General features: G+C 63.6%; 16 protein-coding genes. 11 read left to right on the top strand and 5 right to left on the bottom strand.

The window, feature by feature from the left end; all coding sequences use genetic code 11:
- Positions 1–116 precede the first annotated feature (116 nt).
- The 5 genes from LPB04_RS03780 to LPB04_RS03760 all read left to right on the top strand — a co-directional run bounded on the left by LPB04_RS03780 (position 117) and on the right by LPB04_RS03760 (position 7657).
- On the top strand, positions 117–845 hold the full coding sequence (locus tag LPB04_RS03780) for a response regulator (protein ID WP_193687455.1): 729 nt from the start codon (positions 117–119) through the stop codon (positions 843–845).
- On the top strand, positions 842–2200 hold the full coding sequence (locus tag LPB04_RS03775) for an ATP-binding protein (protein ID WP_193687454.1): 1359 nt from the start codon (positions 842–844) through the stop codon (positions 2198–2200). Before LPB04_RS03780 ends, LPB04_RS03775 begins: the two co-directional genes overlap by 4 nt.
- A 91-nt stretch (positions 2201–2291) precedes the next feature.
- Positions 2292–3473 (top strand): efflux RND transporter periplasmic adaptor subunit, encoded by a 1182-nt coding sequence (locus LPB04_RS03770; RefSeq protein ID WP_193687453.1) that lies wholly within the window; start codon positions 2292–2294, stop codon positions 3471–3473.
- Positions 3470–6616, top strand: a complete 3147-nt coding sequence (locus tag LPB04_RS03765; RefSeq protein WP_193687452.1) for an efflux RND transporter permease subunit — start codon at positions 3470–3472, stop codon at positions 6614–6616. Before LPB04_RS03770 ends, LPB04_RS03765 begins: the two co-directional genes overlap by 4 nt.
- Before the next feature lie 219 nt (positions 6617–6835).
- The gene (locus tag LPB04_RS03760; RefSeq protein WP_227496607.1) at positions 6836–7657 is read left to right on the top strand and encodes a hypothetical protein; all 822 of its coding nucleotides are present in this window, start codon (positions 6836–6838) and stop codon (positions 7655–7657) included.
- Between the two features lie 60 nt (positions 7658–7717).
- Here the strand turns inward: LPB04_RS03760 and hemB are convergent, their stop codons facing one another.
- A complete protein-coding gene (hemB, locus tag LPB04_RS03755; protein WP_193687450.1) occupies positions 7718–8731 on the bottom strand; it encodes a porphobilinogen synthase in 1014 nt (337 codons plus the stop codon).
- Positions 8732–8745: 14 nt separating this feature from the next.
- Complete coding sequence (gene yihA / locus LPB04_RS03750; RefSeq protein ID WP_193687449.1) at positions 8746–9480, bottom strand: ribosome biogenesis GTP-binding protein YihA/YsxC; 735 nt, start codon at positions 9478–9480, stop codon at positions 8746–8748.
- 156 nt (positions 9481–9636) lie between these two features.
- On the opposite strand from yihA, the gene LPB04_RS03745 reads away from it, so the two are divergent.
- From LPB04_RS03745 to LPB04_RS03725, 5 genes are all read left to right on the top strand, one after another.
- Complete coding sequence (locus tag LPB04_RS03745) at positions 9637–10311, top strand: c-type cytochrome (RefSeq protein WP_193687448.1); 675 nt, start codon at positions 9637–9639, stop codon at positions 10309–10311.
- 93 nt (positions 10312–10404) lie between these two features.
- Positions 10405–12495, top strand: a complete 2091-nt coding sequence (locus tag LPB04_RS03740; protein WP_193687447.1) for a cytochrome c biogenesis protein ResB — start codon at positions 10405–10407, stop codon at positions 12493–12495.
- Positions 12496–12538: 43 nt separating this feature from the next.
- The gene (gene ccsB / locus LPB04_RS03735; RefSeq protein ID WP_193687446.1) at positions 12539–13699 is read left to right on the top strand and encodes a c-type cytochrome biogenesis protein CcsB; all 1161 of its coding nucleotides are present in this window, start codon (positions 12539–12541) and stop codon (positions 13697–13699) included.
- Positions 13700–13769: 70 nt separating this feature from the next.
- On the top strand, positions 13770–14750 hold the full coding sequence (gene msrP, locus LPB04_RS03730) for a protein-methionine-sulfoxide reductase catalytic subunit MsrP (RefSeq protein WP_193687445.1): 981 nt from the start codon (positions 13770–13772) through the stop codon (positions 14748–14750).
- A 3-nt stretch (positions 14751–14753) separates the two neighbouring features.
- On the top strand, positions 14754–15398 hold the full coding sequence (locus LPB04_RS03725; protein ID WP_193687444.1) for a protein-methionine-sulfoxide reductase heme-binding subunit MsrQ: 645 nt from the start codon (positions 14754–14756) through the stop codon (positions 15396–15398).
- Between the two features lie 28 nt (positions 15399–15426).
- Here the strand turns inward: LPB04_RS03725 and lysA are convergent, their stop codons facing one another.
- A complete protein-coding gene (gene lysA / locus LPB04_RS03720; RefSeq protein ID WP_193687443.1) occupies positions 15427–16704 on the bottom strand; it encodes a diaminopimelate decarboxylase in 1278 nt (425 codons plus the stop codon).
- 7 nt (positions 16705–16711) lie between these two features.
- A complete protein-coding gene (gene lptM / locus LPB04_RS03715) occupies positions 16712–16918 on the bottom strand; it encodes an LPS translocon maturation chaperone LptM (RefSeq protein WP_193687442.1) in 207 nt (68 codons plus the stop codon).
- 39 nt (positions 16919–16957) lie between these two features.
- Between lptM and cyaY the strand changes: the two genes are divergently transcribed.
- Complete coding sequence (cyaY, locus tag LPB04_RS03710; protein ID WP_193687441.1) at positions 16958–17287, top strand: iron donor protein CyaY; 330 nt, start codon at positions 16958–16960, stop codon at positions 17285–17287.
- A gap of 94 nt (positions 17288–17381) precedes the next feature.
- Here the strand turns inward: cyaY and LPB04_RS03705 are convergent, their stop codons facing one another.
- Positions 17382–19724: a penicillin-binding protein 1A gene (locus LPB04_RS03705; protein WP_193687440.1), complete on the bottom strand. Its 2343-nt coding sequence runs from the start codon at positions 19722–19724 to the stop codon at positions 17382–17384.
- Positions 19725–19911: the final 187 nt, after the last annotated feature.

Genomic DNA, 19911 nt, shown 5'->3' with positions numbered 1-19911 from the left:
AGCCCAGCGTGTCCCCTGCCACACTCTTTGTATCAATATGTTTCCTTCGTTTATTCATATACATACAGATACAAACCCGCTGTTCATGCCCTGTAGAAGCAAGGATAATTGCGAGCATGGACAATCCATCTACCATCCTCATCGTCGACGACGACCGCGACATCCGCCAGTTGCTGGCCGACTACCTCGAGTCGAACGGCTACCGCGCGCTGGCCGCCGCCGACGGCGTGGCGATGTGGAAGATCCTCGACGAGGCTCGTCCCGACCTGATCGTGCTCGACCTGAACCTGCCGGGCGACGACGGCCTGACGCTGTGCCGCAAGCTGCGCGCCACCTCCAGCCTGCCGGTGATCATGCTTACGGCGAGAAACGAGCCGCTCGACCGCATCCTCGGCCTGGAAATGGGCGCCGACGATTACCTCCCGAAACCCTTCGAGCCGCGCGAGCTGCTGGCGCGCATCCGCAGCGTGCTGCGCCGCTCGCATGCGATGCCCTCGAATGCCCCGGCCGAGAACGTGCAGCAGATGCGCTTTTCGGGCTGGACCCTGGACCTGACGGCGCGCCACCTGCTCAATCCGGACGGCATGGTGATCATGCTGTCGGGCGCCGAGTTCCGCCTGCTGCGCGTCTTCCTCGAACACCCGAACCGCGTCCTGAACCGCGACCAGCTGCTGAACCTGACGCAAGGGCGCGACGCCGACCCCTTCGACCGCTCGATCGATATCCAGATCAGCCGCCTGCGCCAGAAGCTGGGCGAAGACGCGCGCATGCCGCAAATCATCAAAACCGTGCGTAACGGCGGCTACGTGCTGGCCGGCCAGGTCACCGTGGAGCCCGCAGCGTGAAAGCCTTCCTCGGCTCGATGACGGGCCGTGTCTTTGCCACCTTGCTCCTCGGTATTCTGATTTCGGCTGCGCTCACCCAGTGGCTGGCCGACGTCGAACGCCAGCGCGTGCTCGAACGCCAGCGCGACCAGACCCTGATCGAGCGCGCCGAGCAACTCATCATGGCAACCGAGATCGTGCCGGCCTCGGCCCGACGCGCCTATCTCGGCGTTGCCAACCGTCCCGGCCTGCAGCTCGATGCCGGTGAGCTGCAGCCGCTCGCGCCCACACCCTCGGACTTCGCCCGCACCCTGACCGACAGGCTCGGCAAGGAATACCGGATCGGCAGCGCCGCGGCCCGTCCGGCGGCCTGCGCCAACCCGCCGCGGATGCCGCTGCTGTACGGCCTGCTGAGCGCCGAATGGCGCGGCGCCTGCGAAAACCTGAACGTGCGCCTGCGCGACGGCGAACAATTGCACCTGTCCGTGCTGCCGCCGCGCAGCCTGGTGCTTGCCGATACCGATTACCGCGCCGTGCTGGCGCTGTTTTTTGTCAGCATCGCGATTCTCGCCTACCTCGTCGCGCGCATGACGACCCGTCCGCTGAAACAGCTGGCGCAGGCCGCGCAGGACCTCGGCAACGACATCAACCGCGCCCCGCTCGACCTCACCGGCGCCAGCGAAATCCGGCAAGCGAGCGCGGCCTTCAACGCCATGCAGGCGCGGATTCGCCAGTACATCTTCCAGCGCACGCAGATGCTGGCCGCGATCACCCACGATCTGCAAACGCCGCTCACGCGCATGCGCCTGCGCCTGGAAAAGGTGTCGGACCACGAGCTCCAGGAACGCCTGATCGGCGACTTGTCGGCCATGCAGGCGATGGTGCGGGAGGGACTCGATCTCGCGCGCAGCATGGACACCACCGAAAGCATGCAGCTGCTCGACCTCGATTCGCTACTGGACTCCGTGTGCGACGACGCCGCCGACGCCAGCCAGGCCGTCACGCTGGCGGGGCGCTCGGGCATGGCGCTGCTGGGCCGTCCGCTCGACCTGCGCCGCTGCCTCGGCAACCTGATCGACAACGCGGTGAAATACGGGCACCAGGCCCAGGTCACGGTCGACCGCGTGAACGGTGCAGCGCGCATCCGCGTGCGCGACAGCGGCCCCGGCATCGAGCAATCGGAGCAGGTCCGCGTGTTCGATCCCTTCTACCGTGTCGAGATCTCGCGCTCGCGCGAATCGGGCGGCACCGGCCTGGGCCTGACCATCGCCCGCAACATCGCCGAGCAGCACGGCGGCAGCATCTCCCTGGCGAACCACCTGGAAGGCGGCCTCGAGGTTACCCTCATGCTGCCGGAGTACTACCCGGGCAAATGACACTGTGATATGCCAGTGTCATACTGACTAATCTCATCGCACCGATTTAATTGACTGATAAAGCCGCCGGCACGCGCGGTAAGGGACCTGAATGAAAAAGAATACTCTCGCAGTGATCGCCATTGTCGTGGCCGCTGGTGCCGGCGGCGCCTGGTACATGAACCGGGGCGCCCATGCCGAAGCCGAAAGCGCACAGGGCGGCGCGGGTGGAAAGGGCGGCGCGCAGCCGCCGACCACCGTCAACGTGATCACTCCGCAGCGCCAGGATGTCGGCGTGGACGTTGCCGCGAACGGCACCGTCACGCCGCAACGCACCGTCGACCTGCGTCCGCAGACGACCAGCACGATCCGGCAGGTCCACATCAAGGAAGGCCAGTTCGTGAAAGCCGGTCAATTGATGTTCTCCTTGGATGACCGCAGCGACCGCGCCAGCGTGGCGCAGGCCGAAGCGGAAGTGGCGCGCGGCCGTGCCAGCCTGGCCGACCTCGAGCGCCAGTACAAGCGCAGCCAGGACCTGGTGGCCCAGAAATTCCTGGCGCAAAGCGCCGTCGACACATTGAGGAGCCAGGTCGAGGGCGCCAGAGCCGCCCTGGCCGCCAGCAGCGCCGCCGTGCGCGCCAGCCAGGTGAACGCCAGCTACACGAGCATCCGCGCACCGATGGCGGGCCGCGTCGGCGCGATCAATGTCTATCCGGGCAGCCTGGTGCAGCCGGCAACCTCATTGACCACCGTCACCCAGCTCGACCCGATCGACGTCGCGTTTACGCTGCCGGAATCGAGCCTCGGTTCGCTGCTGGCCGCGCAGAAGCAGGGCAAGGTGGCAGTCGAAGCCAGCACCGGCGCCGATGCGAAACCGGTGACCGGCGAACTGAGTTTCGTCGACAACACGGTCGACCCGACCAGCGGCACCATCCGCGTGAAAGCGCAGTTCGGCAACAGCGACGGCCTGCTGTGGCCGGGGCAATACGTGAACACGCGCGTCACCGTGCGCACGATAAAGGACGCGGTGGTGATTCCGCAGAATGCGATTATCATCAACGCGCAAGGCACCTTCGTCTACGTGGCCGAGAAGGATGGCACCGCGCGCCAGGTGCCGATTGCACGCCAGCATGCGTTCGGCCTGAATGCGGCGGTGACGGGCCTGAACGGCGACGAGCAGGTCATTACCGAAGGCAAGCAGAACCTGCGTCCGGGCGGCAAGGTACGGCTCGCGGGAGCGAAGCAGCAAGGCACGCAACAAGCTGCGCCGGCAGGAAAGGATAAAGCGGCATGAATTTGTCCGAACTGTGTATCCGCCGGCCGGTAATGGCCGTGCTGCTGTCGATCAGCCTGGTGCTGGTCGGCATCCTCGCCTACATGCACATTCCGGTTGCGGCGCTGCCCAGCTATAACACGCCGGTCATCAACGTCAACGCCAACCTGCCGGGCGCCAGCCCCGAGACGATGGCCTCGTCCGTCGCCTTGCCGCTGGAAAAACAATTCTCGACGATCGCCGGCATCAAGCTGATCACGTCGACCAGCACCCAGGGCAGCACCTCGCTCACCCTGGAATTCGACACCAAGATCGATGTCGACAAGGCCGCCGTCGACGTCCAGGCGGCGCTGCTGGGCGCCCAGCGCCAGTTGCCGCTCGAAATGACGGACCTGCCGTCCTATCGCAAGGTCAATCCGGCCGACGCCCCGATCCTGTTTGCGCACATGACCTCGCCGTCGATGAGCCTGGCCGAGCTGAACGATTACGCCGAGAACATGATCTCGCCGGCGATCTCGACCCTGCCGGGCATTGCCCAGGTCACCGTGAATGGCCAGAAGCGTTTCGCCGTGCGCGTGCGTGCCCGTTCCGACCTGATGAACGCGAGAAATATTTCGATGGATGAACTGGCGACCGCGCTGCGCGCCGCCAACTCGAATGCGCCGCTGGGCGTGCTCGACGGCCCGGCGCAAACGCTGACCATCCAGGGCGGCGCCCAGCTGATGAAGGCGGCCGATTTCGCGAAATTGATCATCGCCACCCGCGACGGCATGCCGGTGCGCCTGCAGGATGTCGCGCAAGTCGAGGACAGCTACCAGTCCGTCAAGGCGGCTGGCAGCCTGAACGGCGAACGTTCCATCGTGCTCATGGTGCAGCGCCAGCCGAACGCGAATACCGTGCAGGTGGTCGACGCCGTGCGCGCGCTGCTGCCGAAATTCGAGCAGCAACTGCCGGCCTCGATCAAGATCCACCTGGTCAACGACCGCTCGATCTCGATCAGGGAGGCGATCCACGACGTCAACCTGACCCTGGCCGGTACCATCGTGCTGGTCATCCTGGTGATCTTCCTGTTCCTGCACCGCCTCACGGCAACCCTGATTCCGGCGGTCACCGTGCCCATCTCTCTGCTGGGCGCGCTGTCGCTGTTGTATGCGCTCGGCTATAGCCTCGACAACATCTCGCTGCTGGGCATTACGCTGGCAGTCGGCCTGGTGGTCGACGACGCCATCGTGGTGCTGGAAAACATCGTGCGCCACATGGAGCTCGGTAAAAAACCCTTCCACGCGGCCCTGGTAGGTTCGCGCGAGATGGGTTTTACCATCATCTCGATCTCGATTTCGCTGGTCGCCGTTTTTATCCCGATCTTCTTCATGCCGGGCGTGATCGGCCTGCTGTTCCGTGAGTTCGCCGTCATCGTCGGCCTCGCCGTGCTGGTCTCGGCAGCCGTGTCGTTGACCCTGGTGCCGATGCTGTGCTCGCGCCTGTTGAAAGGCGGCGGCCACGTCGAGCCGCACGAGATGTCCTGGATCGGGCGCCGTTTCGAGGCGCTGTTCACGAGCGTGCGCAATGGGTATGCGCGCAGCCTGGACCGCGCGCTGCGGCACCGTTTCCTGGTGCTGATGCTGGCGCTGGGCACCCTGGTGCTGACCATCTTCCTGTATTCGACCATGCCAAAAGGCTTCTTCCCCGAGGAAGACCTGGGGCAATTGCGCGTGACCGTCGAAACGGCGGAAGACACCTCATCAAGCAGGCTGCTGGAACTGCAGGGCAAGGTGGTCGACGTGATGCGCGCAAACAAGAACGTGCAGAGCGTGACCTCGTTTACCGGCGGCGGCAACAGCGGCCGCATGTTCCTGGTGCTGGTGCCGCGGGCAGAGCGTCCTGCAATGCCCGCAGTCCTTGATGAACTGCGCAAGGCCACGCGCAACATCGCCGGCGTGCAGGTCTACATGGCCCCGGTGCAGAACCTGCAGCTGGGCGGCCGTCCAAGCAAAAGCCGCTACCAGTACTCGCTGCAAAGCGTGTCGGGCGGGGAAATCGGCGGCTGGGCCGACCAGTTCCTCGAGCGCATGCGCGCCAACCCGATTTTCCGCGACGTCACCAGCGACTCGCAGAACCGCGGCCTGCAAGCCACGCTCGACATCGACCGCGACAAGGCGGCGCTGCTCGGCGTCCAGATGGCCGACGTGCGCACCGTGCTGTACGCAACCTTCGGCGAGCGCCAGGTCTCGACCATTTATTCCAGCGCGGCCAGCTATTACGTGATCCTGGAAGCGGCCGAGGCCGACCGCTATTACGACGACGCCCTGTCAAAAGTGTCGGTGCGCTCGAAATCGGGCGCGCTCGTGAAACTGTCGAGCTTTGCGAGCGTGCGCCGCACGGTCGGCCCGATCGCCATCAACCACCAGGGGCAGTTGCAGGCGATCACGCTGGCATTCAACCTGGCGCCGGGCGTGCCGCTGGGCGACGCCACCGCGGCGATCGACCAGATGGGCCGCGACATGAAGCTGCCGGCTTCGGTCATCACCCAGTACGGCGGCGATGCAGCGGTGTTCCAGGACACCCAGTCGAGCCAGCTGATCCTGATCATCACGGCCATCGGCGTCATTTACGTGCTGCTCGGCGTGCTGTACGAGAGCTATATCCACCCGTTGACGATTCTGGCCGGCCTGCCGTCGGCGGCGGTCGGCGCCTTGCTGACGCTGTGGATTTTCAATATGGACCTGACCCTGATCGCGATGATCGGCATCCTGATGCTGATCGGTATCGTGAAAAAGAACGCGATCATGATGATCGACTTCGCCCTCGACGCCCAGAGGAATGCCGGCATGACGCCGGACGAGGCGATCCGCGAGGCCTGCGTCCTGCGTTTCCGTCCGATCCTGATGACGACGCTCGCCGCAATGATGGGCGCGCTGCCGATCGCGCTGGGCATCGGTGCCGGCGCGGAATTGCGCCAGCCCCTGGGTCTCGCCGTGGTGGGCGGCCTGATCTTCTCACAGGTGATCACGCTCTACATCACGCCGGTCATCTACCTGTACCTCGACAAGTACAGCGGCTCCGGCCCGATGACGGACGACGACGTCGCCGCGGCGGAAGCCGAGTCCGAGGCCGGCCATGCGCAGCACGAACCGGTGAAACACCCACGCGTACGGGTCGGCTGAAACATCCTGTAACAACCGTCAGGACGACAGTTGTATAAGCTGTAACGTGGAATGCGGCCGTGCGAAGTCGATCCAAACGGGGTAGACTTCGCACGCGGCCGCGTGTCGCGTTATTTGGCTATCCGGAAAGTGCTATCGATTTTGCGTGACCAATCCCATATTTGCGTAGAGCACGGCGATGTATGCGACCATTGCGGCCAGCCCCTGCCTGGCCGCACCGTGCCGCAGTATGGTGAGCGCCGCGCCAATCGCACCGGTCTGATACTCACGGTCTTGCTGCACCTGCTGCTGGTCGCGCTGTATTTTTACCAGCCGCAAAAGAAAGAAAAGAAGGCCCGTCCGCCCGATGGCGGCGAAGTCGTCTATGTCGCGCCGCTGGCGAAGCCGGCCCAGCCGCCGCCGCAAAAATCGGCCGCGCGCAAACCCACCAAGAGCACCCCGCGCCCGCGTCCCACGACGCCGCCGGTCCAGCGTCTGCCGAACACCATTACCTTGCCGAATGAAAAACCGGTCGAAGTGGCCAAGGTGCAGCCGCCGCCAGAGCCGAAGCGCGAGGAAGTTGCGCCCGAGATGGACATGACGGAATACATCGCCAAGCGCCGCCAGGCCAGGGGCGCCACCGACCCCAGCACGTCCACGGAAGAAAGCGAAGCCGCGCGCGGCAGCCGCAATGCGCTGGCGAACATCGCGGCGGTCAACAACCGCGGGCGCGACGACGCCAACGAGAGCGGCGGCGTGTTCTCGATCTCGAATAAAACCTTCCACAGCATGGACCTGAAATTCCGTGGCTGGAACCCGAGTTTCAAACGGCGCTGGCTGACCTCGGTGACGGTGGAGCAGGGCAGCGAGCCGGATGTGGAGACGGCGGTCGTCAAGAAGATGATCGAACTGATCCGGCGCGAAAAGACGGGCGATTTCGAGTGGGATTCGCACCGCCTCGGCAAGGTGATCACGATGAGCGCGCGGGTGAAGGATACGGAACAGTTGCAGGCCTTCCTGATGAAGGAGATGTTCCCGGAGTACAAGCCGCCGGTGCGGTGAGTCCCGCTCCATAAAAAAAACCGTGCCTCGGCACGGTTTTTTTGTTTGGCGACGAAACGTTTATCCGCCGGCCTTGAGCTTGCGCGCCACGTCCAGCGCGAAATAGGTCAGCACCCCATCCGCTCCTGCGCGTTTAAAGGCCATCATCGATTCCATCATGACCTTGTCGTGATCGAGCCAGCCGTTCTGCGCGGCCGCCTTGATCATCGCGTATTCGCCGCTGACCTGGTAGGCGAAGGTCGGCACCTTGAACTCGTCTTTGACACGCCGCACCACGTCCAGATAGGGCATGCCCGGCTTGACCATCACCATGTCGGCGCCTTCGGCCAGGTCCAGCGCCACTTCGCGCAGGGCTTCGTCGGTATTGGCCGGATCCATCTGGTAGGTGTTCTTGTCGGCCTTGCCGAGATTGGCGGCCGAGCCGACGGCGTCGCGGAAGGGGCCGTAGAAGGCCGACGCATACTTGGCCGAGTAGGCCATCAGGCGGGTATGAATAAAACCTTTTTCTTCCAGGGCATTGCGGATCACGCCCATGCGCCCGTCCATCATGTCCGAAGGCGCGACGATGTCGACGCCGGCCTCGGCCTGGGCCAGGGCCTGGCGCGTCAGCATCTCGATGGTTTTCTCGTTGACGATGTAGCCGGTCTCGTCCGGCAGGCCATCCTGGCCGTGGGTCGTGTACGGGTCGAGCGCGACGTCGGTCAGGATGCCCAGCTGCGGGAACTGCTGCTTGAGCTTTCTTACCGCGCGCGGCACCAGGCCATCGGGATTGGTCGCTTCCACGCCGTCATAGGTTTTAAGAGAGGCGTCGATCACCGGGAACAGCGCCAGTACCGGAATGCCGAGTGCCACGCATTCCTCGGCCACCCCCATCAGCAAGTCCACGGATAAACGCTCCACGCCCGGCATCGAGGCCACCTGCTGGCGCTGGTTCTCGCCGTCGAGGATGAAGACCGGGTAGATCAGGTCGGACGCGGTGACGGTGTTTTCGCGCATCATGGCGCGCGAGAACGGGTCGCGGCGCATGCGGCGCATGCGGGTGGCGGGGTACTGGCCGGTAATGATGGAGCTCATCGTGATCGCTTTCTTCAGGGTTGGTCGGGGGCCTTGCCTTCGTCGCTGCCGCCGTCTTGCGCGTCGTCGATGTCGTCTTCTTCTTCGACGTCCAGGCCGATCAGGGACTGGATCTTGGCGTCCGCTTCCTCGATGCCGATCCGTTTCAACGCCGAGAACAATTGCACCGTGAACGGGAAGCCTTCGCCGTCTTCATCCACATAGCTTTCCAGCACGCCTTTCGCTTCGCGCAGTGCGTTAGCCTGCTCGTTGCGGTTCAGCTTGTCGGCCTTGGTGAGGATGCAGTGGATCGGTTTGCCGGTCGGGGCGAACCATTCCAGCATTTGCGTGTCCAGGTCCGTAAACGGGCGGCGCGAATCCATGATCAGGACCAGCGCGGCCAGTTGCTCGCGGCGCTGGACATAGTCGCCCAGCAGCTTTTGCCAGTGCAGTTTCGCATTGCCCGATACTTCCGCGTAGCCATAACCCGGCAAGTCGACCAGCAGGGCGCGGATTTCCTCGACGATGGTCGGGTCCTTGCGGTGCTGGGCGACGTGGGCGCCGCCGATCGAGAAATAATTGATGTGCTGCGTGCGGCCAGGGGTCTTCGAGGCGAAAGCCAGGCCCTTCTGGTTCGTCAGGATATTAATCGCGGTCGACTTGCCCGCGTTGGAACGGCCGGCAAAGGCGATCTCCGGCACCACGGTGTTGGGGAGATCGCGCAATTGATTGACGGTCGTGAAGAAGCGGGCTTGCCAGAGTTTGGACATGGGGAAGAGGTGAAAAAGGCAATGAAATGAAGCAATGGGGAAACAAAGCTATTGTACAATAAGGGGTTATCAATTGTATGGGCTGCCCTTTCAGGGACGCCGGTCAGGCCGCTGTAATTACAATAAATCTGTTGTCGACTTTTTCAGGGTGCTCGAATGAATCGTGTGTCTGTATCGTCCGCTAACGCGGTGTTCGTGAAATCGTTGTTGGTTGCAACCCTGGCTCTCGGCAGCATCGCTGGCGCAGCCGAAGCGCAGCACCCCGCCAAACCAGACGCCGCCAAGGGCGCCACCCTGTACGAAAGCGGCGACACCGCGCGCGGCCTGCCGGCCTGCCTGTCCTGCCACGGCGCCAACGGCAACTCGAGCATCGCAGTCAATCCGAAGCTGTCGTCCCAGATCGAAGCCTACACCCACAAGCAGCTGGTCGACTTCACCACGCCGCAGCGCGTGAATCCGGTCATGACCACCTACGCCAAGATGCTCACCGACGAGGAAAAGCGCAACGTCGCCGCCTACCTCGCCATGCAGAAGACCAAGCAGGGCGCAGCGAAGAACAAGGACACCATCGAACTGGGCCGCAAGATCTATCGCGGCGGCATCGCCGAGAAGGGTGTCGCCGCCTGCGCCAGCTGCCATGGCGCCGCCGGCGCCGGCATTCCGGTACAGTATCCGCGCCTGGCCGGCCAGCAGCAAGACTACACGGTCGCCCAGCTGGTCAATTTCCGCACCGGCGCGCGTACCAACAGCCCGCAGATGACGACGCTGGCACAGCGCCTGTCGGACGCCGAAATGAAGGCAGTCGCGGATTATATCGCCGGCCTGCGTTAAGTTAATCAACGTATGCTGAAGTAATAAAGGGGCGGCAGCGCAAGCTGGCGCCCTTTTTGCTGCAAACTAGCTGCACGAGAAAGTCGTAGAACCATGAGCACCACTGGAATTGAACTGAAAACGCGCCGCTCCTGGCTGGCCGAGACCGTCGAGCTGGTGTCGTCGATGCGCTTCGCCATCAGCCTGCTGGTGATCCTGGCGATCGCCGCCATCATCGGCACCGTGCTGCGCCAGGGCGACATCATGCCGAACTACGTGAACCAGTTCGGCCCCTTCTGGTACGAAGTGTTCGCCAAACTCGGCCTGTACACCGTCTACACCAGCTGGTGGTTCCTGCTCATCCTGATGGTGCTGATCGTCTCGACCAGCCTGTGCCTGATCCGCAATGCGCCGAAGATGACGCGCGACATGCGCAGTTGGCGCGAGTCGGTGCGCGAAGAATCGCTGCGCAATTTCCACCACAAGTCCGAATGGACCACGCCGCTGAATGCGTCCGCGCTGGCCCAGCAGAGCGCGCTGCGCCTGGGCCATGCCGGCTATAAAGTAAAAATCGTCGAGAAGGAACACGGGACGCTGGTGGCGGCGAAGAAGGGCGCCGGCAACAAGTTCGGCTATATCTTCGCGCACACGGCCATCATCGTGATCCTGCTGGGCGGCATGCTCGATTCCGAGCTGCCCATCCGTTTGCAGCAATGGTTCCTCGGCAAAACGCCCTACACCGGCGGCGGCCTGATCGCCGACGTGCCGGCCCAGCACCGCCTCAGTGTGAACAACCCTACGTATCGGGGCAATATCCTGCTGGCGGAAGGGCAGACCGGGCGCGTCGCCACCATCGCCCAGCCGAGCGGCTCGCTGCTGCAGGAATTGCCGTTCGACCTGCAGCTGAAAAAATTCCACATCGAGTTCTACTCGACCGGCATGCCGAAGCTGTTCGCCAGCGATGTCCTCGTGCACGACCGCGAGCTCGGCAAAACCTTTCCGGCGACCATTAAAGTCAACGAGCCGCTGATCTACAAGGGCGTCGCCGTCTACCAGTCGAGCTTCGAGGATGGCGGCAGCCGCCTGAAACTGACCGGCTTCCCGATGGCGGGCGCCGATGCCAGGGCTTTCCCGATCGCCGGCGAGGTGAACGGCGCAACGGAACTGAAAGCGGCTGGCAGCACTTATTCCGTCGAGTGGTCGGGCTTCCGTCCTTTCAACGTCGAGAACACCGCGGGCAATGACGTACGCGCCGTGGCCAAGGGCCAGACGCTCAACGAGCAATTCGCGGCGACCCTTGGAAAAGCCTCCGGTTCGGCCGGCAAGCATGCCGGCAACAAGGATCTCAAAAATGTCGGCCCCAGCGTGCAATACAAGCTGCGCGACCAGACCGGGCAAGCAAAGGAATTCCTGAACTACATGCAGCCGGTAACGCTCGAGGGTTCCCAGGTGTATCTGGCCGGCGTGCGCTCCAGTCCGTCCGAGGCCTTCCGCTTCCTGCGCATCCCGGCCGACGACGCTTACAGCGTGCGCGAATGGATGCGCCTGCGCGCGGCGCTGGCCGACCCGGCCTTGCGGCTTGAAGCGGCACGCCGCTATGCCGCGCGCACCATGGCGCAGGGGCAGAAGGGCGGCGACGCCTTCGCCGGCCAGCTGCGCGAATCGGCCGAGCGCACGCTGGGCATGTTCGCCGGCGTGGGCACGCCGGGCGGCTTCGTCGCCGTGGCGCAGTTCCTGGAAAAGATTCCGGCAGCGGAGCAGGAAAAGGCGGCCGCCGTCTTCATCAAGATGCTCAACGGCGTGCTGTGGGAACTGTGGCAGGCCGCGCGCGCGCACGAGGGACTCCCTCTGATCGAAGGCAACGATACCCACGCGCGCTTCCTGCAGCTGGCGACGAATGCTTTATCGGACAGTTTCTTCTACGGCGCCCCGGTCTATCTGCAGCTCGACGAGTTCCATGAAGTCAAAGCCTCGGTGCTGCAGGTGACGCGTTCGCCCGGCAAGAAGATCGTGTATCTCGGCTGCGTGCTGCTGATCGCGGGTATCTTCTCGATGTTCTATATTCGCGAGCGGCGCTTGTGGATCTGGGTGCGTAATGGAGCAAGTGGGGCGCATGCCCTGATGGCGATGAGCACCCAGCGCAAGACACTGGATTTCGAAAAAGAGTTCGCCGAGCTGGCAGCCAAGCTGCCGCAATCGGCGTAAGCTGGCAGCGTTGCCGAGTTCAATACAGGCACTGGAGACAAACATGGAAGCATTTCAAAAGAACCCTGGCGTCGTCTACAAGGAAGCGCCCGGCTATTTCCGCAGCCTGAGCACCGTCGACTGGCTGTTCGGCGCCGGCCTGCTTGCGGCCGTGCTGTTCGCCCTGAACCGCTACGCCGGCTACATGGACGTCTATGAGCGCGCGATCCTGCTGCTGGCCGCGCCCACCTTTGCCGCCCTCGGCTGGCATTGGAAACCGGTGCGCTGGCTGATCCCGCTGGTTGCCTTGCTGGCGCTGTGGGCGATTTCGCTGTACGGCGGTTCGCTCGCGAATGCCGATCAAAAATTCTTCCTCAAATACATGCTGTCGAGCCAGTCGGCCATCCTGTGGATGAGCGCGATGTTCGCATTCTCGACGGTGTTCTACTGGATCGGCCTGCTGGCCCGTTCCCCGTTCGGCGCGGCGATCGGTTCGCGCCTGTGCTGGGCGGCGGTCGTGCTCGGCTTTACGGGCATGATGGTGCGCTGGTTCGAAAGTTACCTGATCGGCGCCGACGTCGGCCATATCCCGGTGTCGAACCTGTACGAGGTCTTCATCCTGTTCGCGATGATCACGGCGCTGTTTTACCTGTATTACGAGGAGCGCTACGCGACGCGCCAGCTGGGCGCCTTTGTCCTGCTGGTGATCGGCGCCGCCGTCGCCTTCCTCCTCTGGTACACGGTCTCGCGCGACGCCGCCGCGATTCAGCCGCTGGTGCCGGCCCTGCAGAGCTGGTGGATGAAGATCCACGTGCCAGCCAACTTCATCGGCTACGGCACCTTTGCCCTGGCGGCGATGGTCGGCACTGCGTATTTGCTGAAATCGCATGGCATCCTGGCCGACCGCTTGCCCAGCCTCGAGGTGCTCGACGACGTCATGTACAAGGCGATTTCGGTCGGCTTCGCCTTCTTCACGGTCGCCACGATTCTCGGCGCGCTGTGGGCCGCCGAGGCCTGGGGCGGCTACTGGTCCTGGGATCCGAAAGAGACCTGGGCACTGATCGTCTGGCTGAACTACGCGGCCTGGCTGCACATGCGCTTGATGAGCGGCCTGCGCGGACGCGTGGCGGCCTGGTGGTCGGTCGTGGGCCTGCTGGTGACGACGTTTGCCTTCCTCGGCGTCAACATGTTCCTCTCGGGTCTGCATTCTTACGGGGAACTGTAAAAGTTCGCAACCAGGCAAGGCAATTTGACGAAATCGTGTATCGTGAAGATTCAATTGCCTGGAGTTAGCGATGCTCATCAAATCAAGCCGCGACGGTGCGAATCCGCCGCTCTCTTCTGAAATCACGCCGCGCGAGGTCTATGAAGAGCGGCGCAAGTTCATTGCCCGTATGGCGGTCGGCGCCGCCGCCGGCAGCGCCTTGTGGGAGATGGCGAACCGCGAAGCCTTTGCCCAAGCACCGGCAGCGCAGAAGCTCGCCGCGAAGGCCAATCCCACGTTCTCGACCACCGAGCCGCGTACGGCCTTCAAGGACGCGACCAACTACAACAATTACTACGAGTTCGGTCTGGATAAAGGCGACCCGGCCGAGAACGCGCACACGCTGCGCCCGCGTCCCTGGACCGTCTCCATCGAAGGCGAAGTGAAAAAGCCGATGCGCCTCGACATCGACAGCCTGGTCAAGCTGGCCCCGCTGGAAGAGCGCGTCTACCGGCTGCGCTGCGTGGAGGGCTGGTCGATGGTGATTCCCTGGGTCGGCTATTCGCTGTCCAATCTCATCAAGCATGTCGAGCCGACCGGCAACGCGAAATATGTCGAATTCACGACCCTGGCCGACCCCAAGCAGATGCCGGGCCTGCGCAGCGGCGTGCTCGACTGGCCCTATGTCGAGGGCCTGCGCCTGGACGAAGCCATGCACCCGCTGGCGCTGCTGACCGTCGGCATGTACGGCCAGGTGCTGCCGAACCAGAACGGTGCCCCGGTGCGCGTCGTCGTGCCCTGGAAGTATGGTTTTAAATCGGCCAAGTCGATCGTGCGCATCCGGTTTACGCGCGACCAGCCGAAGACGGCCTGGAACGTGTCCGCGCCCTCCGAATACGGCTTTTACTCGAACGTGAACCCGAAGGTCGATCACCCGCGCTGGTCGCAGGCGAGCGAGCGCCGCATCGGCGAAGACGGCTTTTTCAAGAAGAAGCGCGAAACCCTGATGTTCAACGGCTACCCGGAAGTCGCCTCGCTGTACGCCGGCATGGACCTGAAAAAATTCTTCTGAGCGATGGCGTTCAATCCCGCACCAAAACAGCTGTCGACCATCAAGGGCATCGTCTTCGTCGCGGCACTGCTGCCGTTCTTGCGGGTGGCCTGGCTCGTGTTGCGCCAGGTCCCCGTCGATCCGCTCGCCTTCATCACCCACGAGACCGGCGACTGGGCTTTATATCTGCTCTGCATCACGCTGGCGGTGACGCCCGTGCGCCGCCTGTCGGGCTGGAACTGGCTGCTGAAACTGCGGCGCATGTTCGGGCTGTTCACCTTTTTCTACGCCTTCCTGCATTTCATGGCCTTCTTCTGGTTCGACCATTTCTTCGATGTCGCGGCGATGCTGCGCGACGTCGGCAAGCGGCCATTCATTCTCGTCGGCTTCACCGCCTTCGTGCTGCTGATCCCGCTCGCGGCGACCAGCACCAACGCCATGATCAGGCGCCTGGGCGGCAAGCGCTGGCAATGGCTGCATCGGCTGATCTACCTGATCGCGCCGCTGGCCGTGCTCCACTTCTGGTGGATGAAGGCGGCCAAGAACAACCTGGCGCAGCCGGCGCTGTTCGCGACGATCGTGTTCGTTCTGCTGGGAATGCGGGTGTATTGGAGCCGCCTCAAGGCGCGCGCCACGGTGCGCGGACAAAAAAAAGCCCCGGTCGCTTGACCGGGGCTTTTTTTTCGACTGAAGTGCTTTATTTCAGCATCGATTCCAGCGCAAACAGGTCCGCCGGATTCTCGCGCTGGCGAATCACGTGCACCTGCTCGCCGTCGACCATGATTTCGGCCGCGCGGCCGCGCGTGTTGTAGTTCGAGGCCATCGTCATGCCGTAGGCGCCTGCGCTCATCATCGCCAGCAAATCGCCCGGCTCGACGGCCAGTTCACGCTCTTTCGCCAGCCAGTCTCCCGATTCGCAGACCGGGCCGACGACGTCGTACACGGCTTTTTCACCTTCGCGCGGCACGACCGGCTTCATGTCCATCCAGGCGCCGTAGAGCGTCGGGCGCATCATGTCGTTCATGGCGGCGTCGATGATGGCGAAATTCTTTTCCGCGCCGGGTTTCAGGAACTCGACTTTGGTGACCAGCACGCCGGTGTTGGCGACGATCGAACGGCCCGGCTCAAAAATGACCTTGACGGCACGGCCGTCGTGGCGCGCCGCGCGCCAGGCGTCGATGCGCGCGAACAGGCGTCCCAAGTAGTCGCCCACCGGCACCGGCGGCTTGTCGCCGGGCGCACCGTAATCGACGCCGACGCCGCCGCCGATGTCGAGGTGGTGGATGTGGATGCCCTCGGCGTCGAGCGTGTCGATCAGTTCGATCAGTTTATCGAGCGCTTCCAGCAGCGGCGCGTCGTCCAGCAGCTGCGAACCGATGTGGCAGTCGATACCGACCACGTCCAGGTTGGGGAGAGACGCGGCGGCGCGGTAGGTGGCGAGCGCGTCATCGAAAGCCACGCCAAACTTGTTTGCCTTCAGGCCGGTCGCGATATACGGGTGGGTCTTGGCGTCCACGTTCGGGTTCACCCGCAGCGAGACCGGGGCGCGCTTGCCCATGCCGGCCGCGACCTCGTTCAGGCGGTGCAGTTCCGGGATCGACTCGACGTTGAAGCAGAGGATGCCTTTTTCCAGCGCCAGGCGCATTTCAGCTTCGGTCTTGCCCACGCCCGAGAAGATCACTTTATCTGGATCGCCGCCGGCCGCGATCACGCGCAGCAGTTCGCCGCCCGAGACGATGTCGAAGCCGGCGCCTTCGCGCGCCAGCAGGTCGAGGATGGCGAGATTCGAATTGGCCTTCATCGCATAGCAGACCAGGGCATCGCGGCCCTGGCAGGCATCGGCGTACGCTGCGAAATTCTGCAGCAGCGCCGCTTTCGAATAGACATAAGTGGGCGTTCCGAACTCTTCGGCAACGCGGGACAAAGGGATGCTCTCGGCGTGCAGGACGCCGTCTCGGTACGAAAAGTGCGACATGAAGTTCTTATTGGACGGGGGCGGGAGTTGGAGTCAAAGTCTGGGCCGGCGCGGCGTCGGTGGTCGGCGCGACAATGGGCGTCACCGGTTTGGCTGGCGCCGCGGCAGGCTTGGCAGGCGGTTTCGGCATGTATAAGGGGCCGGTCTGGCCGCAGCCGGCGAGCGCGGCAACGGTCAGCGCGGCGGCGATGGAAAGCGCGTAAGGTGACTTCACGATTAGAATCACGGTTTAATCAAGACCTTGGAGTGTAGCATGACCGAATCCGAATTTTTGGACCTGGCCGATTCGACGCTGAACCGCATCGAGACCTGTTTCGACAACCTCAACGACCAGGACGTGGTCGACGTCGAGTGCAAGCGCAACGGCAACGTGCTCGAGATCGAGTTCATCGCCAACGGCTCGAAGATCATCGTCAACAGCCAGGCGCCGCTGCAGGAGATGTGGATGGCGGCGCGCGCCGGCGGCTACCACTACAAGCGCGTGGGCGACGAGTGGCGCAATACGCGCGACGATTCGGAGTTTTTTGCAGCCTTGTCGGATGTGGCCACGCAGCAGGGCGGGGCGCCAGTAAAAATCGGTTGATTTTGTAGGGTGGGCATTCATGCCCACGCGGTGCGGCATGCAAATCACGATGCACATGCCGCACCGCGTGGGCATGGAATGCCCACCCTACAATTCAAAACAACTCGTTCTTGACCGCGTCCTGCGCCTTCTGCTGCGCCGGCGCCGGCGTCGTTCCCACGTCGAGCGACTGCACGCCCGTTCCCGGCGGATTCTCGGCATAGTAGTACTCGCCATTGGCCATGATCAGCCCCGGCGGCACCGGGCGTTCCTCGACCGGCACCGATTTCAGGGCCGTCTGCATGTAGCCGATCCAGATCGGTAATGCCAGGCCGCCGCCGGTTTCCTTGTTGCCCAGGTTCTTCGGCTGGTCATAGCCCATCCAGGCAATTCCGACCACCTTCGGCTGGTAGCCGGCGAACCAGGCGTCGATCGAGTCGTTGGTGGTGCCGGTTTTACCGGCGATGTCGGTGCGTTTCAGCGTCGCCTGCGCCTTGGCCGCGGTGCCGTAGCGCGCCACGTCCTTGAGCATGCTGTCCATCAGGAAGGCGTTGCGCGCGTCGATCACGCGGTTCGCTTCCGTGCCGGCGCGCTCGGGACGCGCTTCGGACAGCACTTTACCGGCGCTGTCGGTCACCTTCGAGATCAGGTAGGGGCTGACGCGGTAGCCGCCGTTGGCGAAGACGGCATACGCGCCGGCCATCTGCAGCGGCGTGGTGGCGCCGGCGCCCAGGGCCAGCGTCAGGTACGGCGGGTTCTTTTCCGGATCGAAGCCGAAGCGGGTCGCGTATTCCTGGCCGTAGCGCGCGCCGATGCGGTTCAGGATGCGGATCGAGATCATGTTCTTCGACTTGGTCAGGCCGCGCCGCATCGTCATCGGACCTTCGTATTTCGCGTCGTAGTTCTTCGGCTCCCAGGCCTGGCCGCCGGTCTGGCCGGCGTCGAAGGAGATCGGCGCGTCGTTGATCAGGGTCGATGGCGACAGGCCGCGTTCCAGGGAAGCGGAATAGATGAACGGCTTGAACGAGGAACCCGGCTGGCGCCAGGCTTGCGTGACGTGATTGAATTTGTTGCGGTTGTAGTCGAAGCCGCCGACCAGGGCGCGGATCGCGCCGTCCTCGGTGTTGGCCGCAACGAAGGCCGATTCGACTTCCGGCATCTGCGTGATCTTCCAGCCGTCGCCACCGTCCTGCGTGACGCGGATCAGCGCGCCGCGGCGGATGCGGCGGTTCGGCGCCGCCTTCGCCGACAGCCAGCTCGACGCGAAGGACAGGCCGGGGCCGGTGATCTTGATTTCCTCGCCCGAGGCCAGCACGGCGCTCACACTCGACGGCGAGGCCGTCAGCACGACGGCGGCCACGATGTCGTCGCTGTCGGGCTTCTCGGCCAGTTCCGCTTCGATCGCCTCGTCGGCTTCGGTCTTGTCGGTCGGGATCTCGATATACGATTCCGGGCCGCGGTAGGGGTGCCGGCGCTCGTAGTCCATCACGCCGCGGCGCAGGGCGAGGTAGGCCGCGTCCTGGTCGGCCTTGGTGATCGTGGTGAACACGTTCAGGCCGCGCGTATACGTGTCCTCTTTAAATTGTTCATACACCAGCTGGCGCGCCATCTCGGCCACGTATTCGGCGTGTACGCCGAAGGCGGTGCTGTCGGACTTGACTTTCAGTTCTTCGTTTTTCGCCGTCTCGAACTGCGCATCCGTGATGTAGCCGAGCGAATGCATGCGCTGCAGGATGTACTGCTGGCGGGTGCGGGCGCGGGTCGGGTTGACCACCGGGTTGTAGGCCGACGGCGCTTTCGGCAGGCCGGCCAGCATGGCCGCTTCGGCGACGCTGATGTCGCGCAGGTCCTTGCCGAAATAGATCTGGGCCGCCGACTGGAAGCCGAAGGCGCGCTGGCCCAGGTAGATCTGGTTCATGTAGACCTCGAGGATCTGGTCCTTGGTCAGGTTCTTTTCGATTTTCCACGCCAGCAGGGCCTCGTAGGCCTTGCGTTTCAGGGTCTGCTCGGACGACAGGAAGAAGTTGCGCGCGACCTGCTGCGTGATCGTCGAGGCGCCCTGGCGCGCGCCGCTGCCTGCGGCATTGTGCAGGGCTGCGCGCAGCACGCCCATGTAGTCGACGCCGCCGTGCTGGTAGAAACGGTCGTCCTCGATCGAGAGCACCGCCTTTTTCATGACGTCCGGGATTTCCTTGAAACGCACCAGGGTGCGGCGCTCCTCGCCGAATTCGCCGATGAGGACGTTATCGGCGGTAAAAATCCGCAGCGGCATCTTGGGCCGGTAGTCGGTGATGGTGTCGAGGGCCGGCAGGTTCGGGTAGGCCATGGCCAGCGCGAACACGACCACCAGCACGCCGGTCAGGGCGAGCCCGCCCAGCGCGGCAAAAGCCATCAGGACCAGGCGCTTCGGACTGTATTTCTTCGGTGCCGGGGAATTCGTCGTTTGGGAAGATTTCATGCTGACTCGCAAAATTGATCCGCCTCATTATAAGGCACCCCCTTCCATGGTGGCGCGGACTCATCCACAAGCAGTGTGTGGCATGCATGACAAGGGGTATTAACACGGGAATATCAGACTGTGGCATCCCCGCCGGATTGTAATGTTCCAGTGTAGAAATATCTTGTCGAGGCGCACTATTGCCGCT

The organism is Massilia litorea (genome assembly GCF_015101885.1).
Classification (GTDB): Bacteria; Pseudomonadota; Gammaproteobacteria; order Burkholderiales; family Burkholderiaceae_D; genus Telluria; species Telluria litorea.
The sequence above is the reverse complement of the archived record's forward strand: the minus strand, read 5'-3'. Positions and strand labels throughout refer to the sequence as shown.

What these genes read in the sequence shown, in the direction of transcription:
- ccsB (WP_193687446.1), top strand. Translation starts at nt 12,539, where the DNA reads ATGGAAGCATTTCAAAAGAACCCTGGCGTCGTCTACAAGGAAGCGCCC.
- lysA (WP_193687443.1), bottom strand. Translation starts at nt 16,704, where the DNA reads ATGTCGCACTTTTCGTACCGAGACGGCGTCCTGCACGCCGAGAGCATC.
- hemB (WP_193687450.1), bottom strand. Translation starts at nt 8,731, where the DNA reads ATGAGCTCCATCATTACCGGCCAGTACCCCGCCACCCGCATGCGCCGC.
- LPB04_RS03740 (WP_193687447.1), top strand. Translation starts at nt 10,405, where the DNA reads ATGAGCACCACTGGAATTGAACTGAAAACGCGCCGCTCCTGGCTGGCC.
- LPB04_RS03745 (WP_193687448.1), top strand. Translation starts at nt 9,637, where the DNA reads ATGAATCGTGTGTCTGTATCGTCCGCTAACGCGGTGTTCGTGAAATCG.
- LPB04_RS03770 (WP_193687453.1), top strand. Translation starts at nt 2,292, where the DNA reads ATGAAAAAGAATACTCTCGCAGTGATCGCCATTGTCGTGGCCGCTGGT.
- yihA (WP_193687449.1), bottom strand. Translation starts at nt 9,480, where the DNA reads ATGTCCAAACTCTGGCAAGCCCGCTTCTTCACGACCGTCAATCAATTG.
- LPB04_RS03780 (WP_193687455.1), top strand. Translation starts at nt 117, where the DNA reads ATGGACAATCCATCTACCATCCTCATCGTCGACGACGACCGCGACATC.
- msrP (WP_193687445.1), top strand. Translation starts at nt 13,770, where the DNA reads ATGCTCATCAAATCAAGCCGCGACGGTGCGAATCCGCCGCTCTCTTCT.
- cyaY (WP_193687441.1), top strand. Translation starts at nt 16,958, where the DNA reads ATGACCGAATCCGAATTTTTGGACCTGGCCGATTCGACGCTGAACCGC.
- LPB04_RS03725 (WP_193687444.1), top strand. Translation starts at nt 14,754, where the DNA reads ATGGCGTTCAATCCCGCACCAAAACAGCTGTCGACCATCAAGGGCATC.
- LPB04_RS03765 (WP_193687452.1), top strand. Translation starts at nt 3,470, where the DNA reads ATGAATTTGTCCGAACTGTGTATCCGCCGGCCGGTAATGGCCGTGCTG.
- LPB04_RS03705 (WP_193687440.1), bottom strand. Translation starts at nt 19,724, where the DNA reads ATGAAATCTTCCCAAACGACGAATTCCCCGGCACCGAAGAAATACAGT.